Annotated in this window: 10 protein-coding genes; all 10 read right to left on the bottom strand. The window is 59.4% G+C overall.

Translation table 11 applies throughout. The features are described from left to right. Window positions 1-547 precede the first annotated feature (547 nt). On the bottom strand, window positions 548-781 hold the full coding sequence (locus EHO51_RS05955; protein ID WP_124738124.1) for a hypothetical protein: 234 nt from the start codon (window positions 779-781) through the stop codon (window positions 548-550). 239 nt (window positions 782-1,020) lie between these two features. Beyond that, window positions 1,021-1,335 carry a MerR family transcriptional regulator gene (locus EHO51_RS05950; protein WP_164479355.1) on the bottom strand — a complete coding sequence of 105 codons (315 nt, stop codon included), beginning with the start codon at window positions 1,333-1,335 and terminating at the stop codon, window positions 1,021-1,023. 27 nt (window positions 1,336-1,362) lie between these two features. Further along, the gene (locus EHO51_RS05945; RefSeq protein ID WP_124738122.1) at window positions 1,363-1,914 is read right to left on the bottom strand and encodes a helix-turn-helix transcriptional regulator; all 552 of its coding nucleotides are present in this window, start codon (window positions 1,912-1,914) and stop codon (window positions 1,363-1,365) included. A gap of 1,033 nt (window positions 1,915-2,947) precedes the next feature. Then, window positions 2,948-5,218 carry an AAA family ATPase gene (locus EHO51_RS05940; RefSeq protein WP_164479354.1) on the bottom strand — a complete coding sequence of 757 codons (2,271 nt, stop codon included), beginning with the start codon at window positions 5,216-5,218 and terminating at the stop codon, window positions 2,948-2,950. Window positions 5,219-5,324: 106 nt separating this feature from the next. Then, window positions 5,325-5,966 (bottom strand): hypothetical protein, encoded by a 642-nt coding sequence (locus EHO51_RS05935; protein ID WP_124738120.1) that lies wholly within the window; start codon window positions 5,964-5,966, stop codon window positions 5,325-5,327. After that, window positions 5,963-6,226, bottom strand: a complete 264-nt coding sequence (locus tag EHO51_RS05930) for a hypothetical protein (RefSeq protein WP_124738119.1) — start codon at window positions 6,224-6,226, stop codon at window positions 5,963-5,965. The genes EHO51_RS05935 and EHO51_RS05930 overlap by 4 nt, the downstream gene beginning before the upstream one ends. Next, window positions 6,226-6,576: a hypothetical protein gene (locus EHO51_RS05925; RefSeq protein WP_124738118.1), complete on the bottom strand. Its 351-nt coding sequence runs from the start codon at window positions 6,574-6,576 to the stop codon at window positions 6,226-6,228. The genes EHO51_RS05930 and EHO51_RS05925 overlap by 1 nt, the downstream gene beginning before the upstream one ends. Before the next feature lie 845 nt (window positions 6,577-7,421). Beyond that, entirely contained in the window at window positions 7,422-8,624 is a 1,203-nt protein-coding gene (locus EHO51_RS05920; RefSeq protein ID WP_124738117.1) for an acetate/propionate family kinase, read from the bottom strand. Continuing rightward, window positions 8,621-10,033, bottom strand: coding sequence for a bifunctional enoyl-CoA hydratase/phosphate acetyltransferase (locus EHO51_RS05915; RefSeq protein ID WP_124738116.1), 1,413 nt, complete (start codon window positions 10,031-10,033; stop codon window positions 8,621-8,623). Before EHO51_RS05915 ends, EHO51_RS05920 begins: the two co-directional genes overlap by 4 nt. 16 nt (window positions 10,034-10,049) lie before the next feature. Further along, entirely contained in the window at window positions 10,050-12,407 is a 2,358-nt protein-coding gene (locus tag EHO51_RS05910) for a DUF3141 domain-containing protein (protein ID WP_124738115.1), read from the bottom strand. Between the last annotated feature and the right edge of the window lie 40 nt (window positions 12,408-12,447).

The following is a 12,447-nucleotide window of genomic DNA, read 5'->3' as shown; positions in this document are numbered from 1 at the left end:
GCGCGCGGCTGCGCGCTCGCGCAGCATTCATATGTATTTTCTATGATGGACTGTGGCGTTCGCCGCTTGGCACTAACCAAAAATCGACGAAAAGATGTCGAAAAATTGAGGGCCGGGGCTGCCCCCGGGTCGACGAAGCCCCGCCGGGAGGACCCATAAACCGCGCACAATGATAGATATCATCTATTGATCGTCGTTCACGCTTGCCATCCGCGCGCCGCCATCTCGCCGTCTGCACAACCGAAAGTTGCTCAGAATGAACGGCCGAGAAAAGCCAAACAGCGTATCTGATGCGCACATTGCAACGTGCGTTCGCACGGCGGTTACGCCAGCAATGCGCAGGCTGATTGCATAGCGCGCCCCGTTGGCCTAAGCCAAGCGCGCAAGCGCAGCGCCAAGCGCAATGCCGATCCTTAAACCAGTCTCGAATGCGTGACGCTCAAGCGCCTCTAGGCCGCTGCGTGCCTGCTCAATACATTGTGGAATCATCGTCCAACTTTTTTCCAACTATCGACAGGCGACAATAGGTGGGCGGGAGATAGAACTGTCAGCGTTCGATCTTGTCCGGCGCCCGCAACACGCGCCTATCGTGTATCTCGCCGCGCGCCGTGACGACGGAAAGATTGAGTCGTATTTCGTCGCCTGGACGAATGTTCGCGCCATGGATCAAATGCCACAACGCGACAGATGCTTGCTGTTGAATCTTCGAAATATAAACTTCATCGGCTTGAGGCGGCGGATGCGTGAAGCTGTCGCCCCGCTCTGAACTTTCCAATGTCATGGTATGAACCTTCGCTCGCCGAACGGCGAAGCGTGTTGAATAAGATGCGCGCGCCGTGTCTCGCGACTGGGTGAACGAGAGACGGCGCGCCATTGGCGGAGCGCGAGAAATGGCGAACGCGCCGCGACGCCAAACACAGAACTGCAGATGCGCGCCGCCGTCGCCGTCTGCGGAAAGCGAACAAGCGGCGCGCACGGCGTCGTGAAGCCCTACGACGCCGATCTAAGAAGGGGGTAGTCTCAACCAGGGTAGCGCGCCGCGAGCGCGAGGACCGTCGTTAAATCCCGTTGCTCTCGCATTGGATCGCGTTCGATCGCCTCAAGCGCCGGTTCGATGGACAACTCACGTTCGGGCTCCGCTGGCGCGTGTCCCAGCATCCGCAAAACATCGGACTCGCGATACATCTCACGCCCGGGCGCGGCGACTGGCGCCGGCAGGAGCCCGCGATTGCGCCAATTGAAAATTGTTTGAACCGTGCGCCCGGCAAGCCGCGCAATGTCGACCTTGTCCAGAAGGCGTTCGCCGTCTAGCGAATATACGGCGTGTTTCGACACGGGATTGCCTTTCGGAATTTTGTGGGGCTACAGCCGCGCCACACAATCGAGGAATACATCTCGGGCTTCTTTCGCCCCGAGCCCCACAAGTGCGCCGGCTTCGGTGAATGTCGCATCGTCAACAAGGATCGCGCCGAGCATTGTGCGTTCACGTTCCGAAAAGAGCGCCGCGATTTTTTGTTGGCGCCTCGCGCGGGCGAGGCGCGCCGCGTGATCGGGCGGAGAAACCGTCGGCGCCGAGCCGCAACGCGCCTCGCCATAAACCGCAGCGCGTTCGAGCATTCGGCCCTGTCCTGTTGGCGTAGCGTCGGCGAGCGTTTCGGCAAGCGCACATGCCTTGTCGAATTGTTCGACACGTAGCGCTTGCTCTGCAAGCCGAATCCACTCGATTGGCGACATCGCGCGATCGCCGTAGCTCTCCTTGGCGGGGCGCCGCAATGCGTCGATTTCCTCTAGCGACCATTTCGGCCGATGGCCTGGCACGTTTTCGATTGGCTCGGGAAATCTGCCAGCTTTGCGCCGAAGCCGAATCGACTCAGAGGTAACGCCAAGCCGCTCGGCGGCTTGCGTCTGCGTCAACAATCGCATCGTGAAAACCATCAAACAAAAGCAAGGCGAGTTCCGCCATCTGAACGTCAGATAGATCAGCTTGGGGTTTCTGTCAAGCGGATATTTGAATATTTTTTGCGAATATTCTATTCGACTGGTTATCTCACAACATTGCAAGGTTATGCTTGCACGTTGCAAGGTGTTTGTAGGTAGTTATTACTTTTCGGGTTTTGACGGCTTTGTGTTGTGATCGGCGCTCGGGGCGGCGGCGAGGCGTACTGCGTAAGTGGTTGGGGCGGGGTTTTTGACCCCCTTATTGCCGTTCGAGCCGGATCGGAAATGCCGAGGTTATGACGCCAGTGGTCCCAGGCGGAGCAGTCGTCGACTGATCGATCAGCGCAATCACAGACCCACCGCCAGTCGACGAGTAACGGTATAGAGCGCAAGGCCGCCGCAGCCCTTGGGCGCGGCTTGGTTGCTCCCGATGGCTTGGGTCGCCCCCTGAGGCTTCCGGGGCTGTGATCGGCGCTCGGCGGCGGCGGCACGTCCAAGGTCCTGGCAGTCGCGGCGGCGAGCGCCCGGCGTTTCAATGTCCGGCGGGGCGACTCCTTTCTCCCGGCTATGAGCGCGGCTTGTGAATGCCCCATTCCTTCTCTTGCCGCGATAGACTTTATGCTCGCTCACCTGATCATTCGCCCGCTCTGCTCGCTCACCCTCCCCCTCCAGGGAGGGGAAGGGGTGAGCAAGCGAGCAAGAATGGGCCTTTTGCCCGGTGAGCAAGCGAGCGAGCAAAGGCGTTTATTATATAAATCAATGATATACAAGATTCGTCTGCTCGGTCTTGCTCGCTTTTTGCTCGATGTTCGCTCGCTCCTTTTTACCCCTTGATTTGGGGCGAGCGAGCAAACACAAGCTTAGCCTTATTCTGGCGCCTTCGAACGCTCAAAGGCGGACCTTTGAAAGTGTGTTTTCGGCGCGGACCTTTCGGGGTAGCCGGGAAAAAGAAAGCCCGCCGATCGGGGCGGGCGTTTCGATTTTGATTTTGACGGCGGGCGGCGTCGGATCACAAGTGGGCGTCATCTTCCTCCGGCACGGCTTCGAAAGTCCGCTTCGCGGCCGTCTCCGCCTCTGCCAGCTTTTGGCGTCCGGCGTCCGTCAGAACGCGCTTTCCGTCCATGAGCGCTAGCAAGCCCTGCTCCTTTAATTTAGAGAGACGCCGCTGCGCGGCCGGTCTGCTCACGCCCATCGTTTGGCTCAACACATCCTGCGTCGCCTCGGGCGCGCGGCTGATAGCGTGAAGCCATCGGGCGTCAACTGACAGGGCGTCGCGTTCCTCTCTCGCCCTGGCGCTCGCCGCGGCTTCATTGTCCATGATTCGAGCAACCGGCAACCACCTGCGCCGGCCCTTGGCGTCAAGCAATGAAGACTCGAAACCCGAGATATCGAGCGAGATGGGGCTGAAGGTAGAACCCCGAAATTTGCCTTGATAATGCAACGTGGCGACATTGCTGCTTTGCGGCTTCCAAAGCGTGTAGTTGCCATCCACGTAATTGAGCAGCGCGCCGCCGCCATACGGGACTAATTTGTCCTTGTCGGCGCCCTTGACCGGGTGCGCCGCCATGATGACGCTCGGGCGGCCTTCAAGCAGGGTGATCGGGTGAATGCCTTGGGCGAATTTCTTGACTTGATCGTTTGAGTTCGAGTCGTCCCCCTGAAAAGCCGCCTGCAAAGTGTCGATGATTGCGAGGGCATATGGGCCGCTCCGCTCAGCGTTCTTGCACAACGCCTTTGGATCGCGGAGCACGTCGAGAATGTTAAAGTTTGCGTTGATGGCGCCGAGTTCGATTCTATGCGCTTCCGCGGCGGCCATCAATTTCACACGGAAATCGTCCGGGTTCTCAAATGAGCAATAGAGCACCCGGCCTTGCGGCGTTTCTCTCCCAAACACGTCATCGCGACCCGCCGCGACCGCGAGCGCTAGCGACGCCAGCATAGTCGTCTTGCCCGCCCCGGTAGGCGCGGTCATTGTGTAGAGTTTGGCGCGCTCGATAACGCCGTCCAACAAGAATTCGACAGGTGTGTATTCCGCACAAAACTCAATCAGGGATTTGACGCCAGCCTTTTTGGGCGACGCGGATTGATCCGCGCCATCTTCACCTTCAATCGCAGTGAACGCGCTACCATCTGACGGCGCGTGTTGGGCGTAATAATTCATCTGCGCCTTCGCAAACTCGCGGGCTATATCGCGTGTGTCGTATCGGCCTTTCTGCGCTTCCGCTGGGCGCTTGCGTTTCTCGGGATCAAACGTCCCCGCCCCTTCGAACTCGCTAAGGAACGCCGCATACTGAGCGGCCGTCAGTTCGCCAGGAAAGGCCATCGCAAGATGATTTGCGAGCGCCATCCGAGCCGCAGAATGGTCGCCGTCTACATCGGACTCCCATGCTGCGCGCAAACGCGCGTTCTCGCTAAGGGCCGCCTCAAAATCAAGATCACCAATGGGGGTTACGATTTCATCGAATGATGGAATCGGAGCGCCGTCGACTTCTGCGCGCAGCTTCGCAATCTCGATGTCGTCAACATCTGTCGTCGCCTTGCTGCGGTTCGCGCCGACCCATTCGCGCAACACTTGCGGGACTAAGGGAATCGACTTCGAAGCGTAAGCCGTCGCGAGGTCTGCCGTTCCCTCAATCGCTGCATACTCGCGACCATCGGTCAGCAAAGTGTTGGGGGCGACCGTCTGCCCGCCTGCGGCGCGAAGGTCTATGCCTGCGATCCTCTTTCCGTCGTCAGATTTCCAGCGCTTCAAACCCGCTGCCGTTCGCGTCGGCGACGCCGCGTCGTCTGCAAAGTAAATGTGCCACCCCCCACTTTGCGTTTTTACCTGAGGACATTGCGAGAGGTCGATATCGTTTTCCTCGCAAAACTCGCGAAACCATTCGACGGCTTCGGCGCCATCGCAATCGATGACGAAGAGTCCGCTTGGCCCGGTCGAGATAGACCAACCATAAGGCGTGCGCCATGGATCGATCGCTTCGCCGATTTTCTTGAGTCCAAAGCGATTGTTGGTCGCGCCGATATACGCTGGCTCGCGGCCGTCATGCTCCTTTCGGAAATCCGCGACGACAGCGGCGCGCTGTTCGTCCGTCAACTCCGAGTTGAGTTGCGTCCATGCGCTCGCGATCGGTCTTTTCTTTTTGTCCGGGGTGACGTGAACAGGAAATATGGCAAGGCCCGCATCAACAAGCCGGCGGCCATTGTCGTGGTTCCCACGGACAATCTTGTGTTCCGGTTTATGATTGCCGGAAGGCGTTACGGCGTCCGAATTATCTGTCAAGACCGGCTTGACTATGATGTTTGTATCCAATATATGAAACCCCGATTATTGCTACAGGACTTCGCCCGGCCGCGCCCCACGCGTTGCCGGGCTTTTTCGTTGGCGCTCACGCCGGCTTCACTTCCGCCGTTTTTGCCGCTCGTAAGCGCACGTGCATCGCCTCAATTTCCGACCTCGCTATGTCTGCAAAGTTCGGATCGTCGCTTGTGATGATTTCCTCTGCGAACGCCAGTTCGCGGGGCTCACTTCCGGGCGGTCCGAAGTCTAGCCGCAACACGCCATCGGCGTCCGGCTTCACGCTCGGCCAGCCGGCCTTGCGAAACTCCGAACGTTGGCGCTTCGCCAACCATTCTGCGAATTTGAAAGCAGAGTTCCGCCGCCAATTCTGCCCGAACCCTTCAGCATCGATAATTATTTCAGACGTTACCGGCGGCCCGACGTGAACAGGCTCGGGCGCTTCGCCCGGACGGACGCGCCATGCGACCACAGGGTGAAACGTTGGCGTGAGCAGGCCATCTTGCGGCTTTATCTCGACCACAGCCCAGCCGGTCGCCGCGCCGACAATCGTTTCGGCCGGCGGAGAGTCGAGGTCGGCAAGACTCGCGAGAAACCAACTCTCGCGCGTCGGCTCCCGGAAACGGACAAAATGACCTTGCGCCTCGCGTTCGGTCGCGACGCTCTTGATTGAGTCGCGTGGAAACATCCGCGCGTCGCCGTGTTCGGAAGTTAATTTTATGAATTGCGTCATAGGTAAATCTCCCCGCCCGCACGTTCGTAAATCACGAAGAAAGAAGGCAGGTTTCGCGTCGCGCCTTGCGCCGCGCGAAGGTGTCGGTCGTGATGCGTTCGCGAGCGAACTTCGGCGACGGTCCTAAACAGACCGCTCGCCGATTCGTCGTATCCCGGCGAAAGCAAAGCGTCGCGCCACGCGAGCGCAAAGCCCAAGTCGTCGAGTTCCATAAGTTCGATGCGCCGCTTTTCGGTTTGAAAGTCGAGAATTACAGCCATCAGGCGACTCCACGATCGCGCGCCAGGATTTCTCGCGTCGGCGGCTCCGGTCGGTTTTGACGCCACGCGCGCAAGTCGCGCAGCGCGGCTGCGAGCGCGTCGGCGGCAGCAACCGGATAAGTATCGGGCAGAAGGCGGAGCGCCTTGCTGAGCACGCGCGGGACGCCGTGACGAAGCGACGCGACGAAGCTGATAAGCCGTGGTGATTCGTAGGCGTCGAGAACGACGTCGCCGTTCAGAATGGCGAGGATTCTTTCGACGCGCGCGACCCTCTCGGCGTGCTGTTCCAGCATGTGTTGCGCAAACGCGTGGACATTGACGTTTCCGCCGATGCTAGAAAATCCGTCCATCTCAGCCGCCCCGGCGTCCAAAACGAGTGTTCGCGGCGGTGACATGAGCGCGCTCCTGTGGGCGTCTGATAACGGCTCGGCGCCGCGAGCGGCGACAAGAGCGGCTTCAAATCGTGCATGAGAGTTCATCGGCCGGCCTCCTGCGAGGTGGCGGCAGCGGCGCCCTTGAAACATTCGACGGCGCTGCGTCGCCAGCGCGGCACGCCGGGCACGCGAGCTGGCGGCGGGAGCCGCCCTTCCCGTTTCCATCTGTGAAAAGTCGGCGCGCTCACGCCAAGTTCGGCGGCGAAAGTCTGCCCTGTCACCAGTGGGTCGGCCGGCTGCGGCCGAGCACAGATATGCGTCATCTTCAGCACCCATTCGTCACCTCGCCCGCGCGTAGCGGTCGCGAGGAAGATTGTCGGATTGGACGGGAAGAGTGCTGACGCGAAAAAGCGCCAGACGCCCTTAGCGTCCGGTTATCTTTTTTCGCAGTGCCCGTGATAGGCGAAAGCTCGACAATTGTCAAGCCGTGTTGTCTGCAATCAGGCTCGCTCACGCCAAAAGATAGGCTAACGGTAAGGTCGAACTGTCTGACTGCTACACGCTACCAACTTGTATTCCAATGATTTTTGTCGGTTAGATTCTATGCCTGCAACCGGCACCATAAATTCAAATAGTTATGAAGAACGCACACATTTCCAAAGCAAGTGTTTTAAAAATTAGAAGCTGATTAGAAGCGATGGGTCGCGGGGTTTGGATATCAACAGATTGATCTGCTGCCAAACGGTCCAAGAAACGCCCTTCATTTTCCGATCGATTGAGGTCTCGCGAACCCCACTCGATTGTTTAAATTAGCCATAAAATCAAACCAGAGCGTCCGCTCTCGCATCCGCCAGCTGAAGCGCATGACGCGCTATGATCTGTTCCTCGTTGGTCGGAATGACAAACACCCGCACTGAAGACTTCGCGGAGGAAATGACTTCCTTCTGCTGCTCATTCGCGTGGCGATCGAGCTCGACGCCGAGCCATTCCATGCCTTCGAGCACCCGCTCGCGCACCCGCCACGCGTTTTCACCGATGCCGCCGCAAAAAACGATAGCGTCAATTCCCTGCAGAACAGCCGTTAGTCCGCCGAGTTCGCGCCGAATGCGAAACACAAAATATTCGATCGCTTCTCGCGCTTCGGAGGCATCCGAAGCTTCAAGTTGACGCATGTCGTGAGAGATCCCGGATAGGCCTTTCAGACCCGACTCCTTATAGAGGAGGTTCGATATCTCCTCGGCTCCCAGCTTTTTCTCCTGCATCAAATAGAGAACGACGCCCGGGTCGAGTTGGCCGCAACGTGTGCCCATTGGGAGCCCGTCGAGCGCCGTGAACCCCATAGAACTCGCCACCGATCGGCCGTTCTGCATCGCGCACATCGACGCACCGTTCCCCAGATGTGCGACCACCACCCGTCCTTTGGCGTGAGTCGGCGAGACCTTCCTGAGCCTTGTCGACACATACTCGTAAGACAATCCATGAAAGCCGTAGCGTCGAACCCCTTCAGCATAATATTGCCGCGGTAGCGCGAAAACGTCATTGACGAAGGGGTGACTGCGGTGAAACGCCGTATCGAAACACGCCACTTGAATAGATTCAGGCCAAGCGTCACGCGCAGCTTTGATCCCGGCGATGTTGTGGGGCTCATGCAGGGGAGCAAGCGGGACGAGCTTCTCGAGCCGATCGATCACCTCGCCGGTAATGATCACCGGGGCGTCGTAATGGACGCCGCCATGAACGACACGGTGGCCCACCGCGTCTATGTTCGCGCTGGGAAATGCTTCGTCCTGCCAGGAGAGGATTCGCCTCAAAGCTTCCTCATGGAAAGCCGCGCCATCCGTCTGCGACCAGACGTCGTCGTAAAGCGTTGCCCCAGAGTTATCTCGCACTCTTATCCGCCGCTCTTCTCCCGTCATCTCCGCGAGGCCCAGGGCGAGGGGCGACGCCTCGCCGTCCTCCGCCGCATACAAAGCGAATTTGATCGACGAGGAGCCGGCGTTCAAGGTGACGACATGGCGTCTCACTGTGCGGCTTCCCGCAGGGCTTCTTCCGCTTCGACTGCGCTTTGGCCCGTCGCTAGCCAATGGGCATAGAGGCTCGCAACGGCGCAGGAGAACAGACGGGATTGTTCGTCATCCGCGCGACTCGTCAATAGGATCGGAACCTTTGCGCCGATGATCAGGCCGGCGCCTTCGGCCTGAGCCGCATAGGTCAGCTCTTTCGCCAATATGTTGCCCGATTCGAGGTTGGGAACGACGAGAATATCCGCCCTACCGGCAACCAGCGAATGGATGCCTTTGCTGCGAGCGGCGGTGAGGCTGAGGGCGTTGTCCATCGCCAACGGCCCGTCGACGTCGCCGCCCCGGATTTGATTGCGCTCAGCCATTTTCGACAAAGCCGCCGCATCAAGAGTCGACTGAATTTTTGGATTGACCGTCTCGACAGCGGAGAGAACGCCGACCTTTGGGCGATCGATCCCGAGGGCGATGCCGAGATCGATCGCATTCTGAACGATGTCGACCTTTTCTTCGAGCGTCGGAGCGATATTCACTGCTGCATCAGTGACGAGCACAAGCTGTTTCAGCGTCGGCGCATCCATGATGAAGACGTGGCTGATGCGGCGGCCAACGCGCAAGCCGCCCTGCGATTTCACCACATGTTTCAGCAACTCGTCGGTGTGAAGATGCCCTTTCATCACTGCAGCCACCGCGCCTTGATGCACAAGTTCGACGGCTCGCGCCGCAGCAGCATCATGACTGCAGGCGTTCTCGATGGCGATGCCCGTAAGATCCGCGCCGCAAGACGCGGCGACGCTACGAATTTTCTTTTCGTCGCCGATGAGGATTGGCACGATCAGCTTTTCGCGGGCGCCGGCGAGCGCGCCGAGCAACGCATTTTCCTCCTCCGGAGCGACGACGGCCGTTGGCAGAGCCGCCAGCGAAGCGCAGGCGGCAAGCAGCCGATCCATATGCACATGGCGCTGCAGCGTCAGTCCAGGGAGCGCCTCTTCATCGATTGTCTGCCGGATGGTCGGGGCGAGCACCTCGGCCATACCGTCGACAACGAGTTCGGAACCACGATGGACCTGGGTGCGCAGCATAACGGTCGAGGGCGGTCGCAATTCCTCCACTCGCACCGAGACGAGGAGCGAGTCGCCGATATGGGCTCTGACGTTGAACCGAAGGGTCTGCGACAGATAGCTCGTTCCGGCGCCCGGCAGTAAATTGCCGAGAACTGCGGAAAAAAGCGAACCGACCCACATTGCGGGGGCCACCGCTTCCGAACCTCGATCATTTTTCTCGTCCGGAAGGTGGGCGGGATTGAGGTTGCCGCTGGCGTGGGCAAACACGATGAAGTCCTCGGGCGCGACGACTCTGGCGATCGACGCTTCCTGCCCCACCGCTAATTCATTGAAGAGCTTGTTCGAGCGCATATCTCTAACTCTTGCTTCAAGCTTGCAGGGACTTTTCTCGCGGCTCAACAAGCGCTTGCGTTTGCAGCGTCTCGCGCAGAACAGCGATTAGCCTTGCCGTCGCTTCGGCCATCTCCAATGGATCGCCGGCGATTTCTTCAACGAGCGCGATCGCGCGCTGGCGTTCTTCCAATGTCGGCAACATCTTGGGCAACACCGCAATCGCGGCGTCGGGCTCGAAGTCGATGATGAGCGTCTGCTCATGAATTATGGCTGAGCGGAGTTCGTCCCCGAGGCTCTTGAACGGCTCCGTCGATCGGAGGACGAGGTTGGATCGCTCAAGCCTGCTTTGGCGCACCGCGCCGCGCGAGCGGGCCATCAGGATCAGCATGCGGACGACCGCCTCGGCGAAGCCACCCTGATCAATTTTTGCGAGCGCAGCCTCCACCTCTGGCAATTCGCGCAGCGTTTCGCCAAGCTTGGCGTCCGTTTCGGGCGTGTATCCTTCATTCATCCGCATCAGGAACGGGTTTGCATAGAGGCTGATAAACATCAGTTCCTTGGCGGCGGCGCCGACGTCGCTCCAGAACTTCAATGTTTGCTCGATCAAGCCGGCGGCCAACGCCTCGCTCTTCAGGAAGGGGTTGGACGGATCCGCGGGCTTGCGCTCTTTGCGCACCGTCTCGGCGAAAGTCCCGATCGGCGCCACCGCCGGATTCTTGTCCGATAACAGGTAGCGGCGCGCGCGGAGCGGATGCGACCATACCAATGCGTCCGCGAGGGCCGGCGAAGCCAGCGCCTTGACGTAGGGACGCGCTCCGAACTCGTATGCATTGACCCAGAATTCCGACAAACGCGCGACCAACGCAAAAGACTTCTCGTCGCCAGCGCCATCATCCAGCGCGCGGATATCGGCGACGCCCCTTTCTTCGCAGGACATGACGTAGTAGGCGCTCGTGCCTTCACCAGTCTTTTTCTCGATGCGCATCTCATAAAGGCCGGGCGCCAGGGATTCGATCATCTCCAACGTCGTGACGATTCTGTCGTGCTGTTTTTGTGCGACTTTGGCCGATACAAAAATGCCCAGATGGCCGACGTCCTCGTGGACCATGTAGACGATCCGCTGGCCGCGCGCCCGTATTTCGCGCTCGTCGCCATAGACCACCGGAATCCAGTTCAAGGCCTGCTGCGGCGGCGTGATGTCGTCGCCTTGGCTGGCGAACACAATGATGGGAGCTTTGATTTTCCTTAAGTCTACTGGGGCGCGCCCGCCGAGGAATGCCTGACTGCCTTGAAGCTTGTTGCCGATAAACAGATTTTCGACGATCCAGCGGATCTCGGCCTCGTTCATGAAATAGAAGGTCGACCACCACCGTTCGAACCCCTTGAAACGCGGCCCTTCGGTGTCCGCTTTTGCGAACACGTCGTAATATTTTGACCACCAGGTGTTGTGCGGGTTCATCAACTCGAAGTTGAGGACCAGATGCGCGCCATCGAAAACGCCATTGCCAATGTCCGACGTGATCACAGCCGGCAGCGCGCCGAACGCAAGGCCTCCTGAATAGCGGAGCGGATTCTTTCCCCGCACGCCCGCCCAGTAACTGAGAGGCGCGCCGGACGCGACCACTGGGCCAGTCAGATCGGGATTGGACGCGGCAAGCAGCATTGCCGCCCAGCCGCCCTGGCAATTGCCGATGATCACCGGCCGAGGCGCGACGGGATGACGTTTGGCGATCTCGCGCACGAAAGCGCCTTCGGCCATGCAAACATCGGCCAAGGTCTGACCGGGCTGAGGCTTGGGAAGGAAGATCACGAAATAGACAGGATGGCCATGCGCAAGAGCGACGCCGACCTGACTATCGGACTTGAAGCCTCCGATCCCTGCTCCGTGGCCCGCGCGCGGATCGATGATCATATAGGGACGCAACGTCGGGTCGGTCTGGACGCCTTCGGGCGGCTGGATTTGCACAAGCAAGTAATTCGTCGGGCGCTCGAGCGTGCGGCCGTCGATCACGACGTTAAAGTCGTAAACCAGGACGAGCCGCTCGCCGCCCTCCATTTGCTCAACGGCGAAATTCCCGACTTCCCGCATGATGTCGAGAAACAAGATCCAGCGTTGGCCGGCGTCGGTCACATATTCTGCGAACTTCCCAGGCAGATCTCCTGACTGCGACAGTTCGCGGCTTATGATCTGCCATTCGCCAAGGTGTGTGCGCGAGGCGTCGCCATAGCTGGAGGCGATCTTCTCGAAATGACTGCCGCTCAGTTCGACGAGAGATTGAGCCAGCTCCGCCAACTTCGATAGGTCGCCATTGAGGAGAGCTCCTTTTTGCGCAGCGCCCGATTTGTCATCCACGTCGAAGGAGGCCAAATTTCTAGGCGAGACGTTCAACATGGCAGGCTCTCCAAAAGGATCGCTCGGCAGCGATGCGGCA

Origin of the sequence: Methylocystis rosea, from assembly GCF_003855495.1 — a bacterium.
In the GTDB taxonomy this organism is placed as follows: domain Bacteria; phylum Pseudomonadota; class Alphaproteobacteria; order Rhizobiales; family Beijerinckiaceae; genus Methylocystis; species Methylocystis rosea_A.
The sequence above is the reverse complement of the archived record's forward strand: the minus strand, read 5'-3'. Positions and strand labels throughout refer to the sequence as shown.

Bases quoted from the DNA above. Each gene is read 5' to 3' on its own strand.
- EHO51_RS05930 (WP_124738119.1), bottom strand. From the start codon at position 6,226: ATGGCTGTAATTCTCGACTTTCAAACCGAAAAGCGGCGCATCGAACTT.
- EHO51_RS05915 (WP_124738116.1), bottom strand. From the start codon at position 10,033: ATGCGCTCGAACAAGCTCTTCAATGAATTAGCGGTGGGGCAGGAAGCG.
- EHO51_RS05925 (WP_124738118.1), bottom strand. From the start codon at position 6,576: ATGGACGGATTTTCTAGCATCGGCGGAAACGTCAATGTCCACGCGTTT.
- EHO51_RS05955 (WP_124738124.1), bottom strand. From the start codon at position 781: ATGACATTGGAAAGTTCAGAGCGGGGCGACAGCTTCACGCATCCGCCG.
- EHO51_RS05935 (WP_124738120.1), bottom strand. From the start codon at position 5,966: ATGACGCAATTCATAAAATTAACTTCCGAACACGGCGACGCGCGGATG.
- EHO51_RS05910 (WP_124738115.1), bottom strand. From the start codon at position 12,407: ATGTTGAACGTCTCGCCTAGAAATTTGGCCTCCTTCGACGTGGATGAC.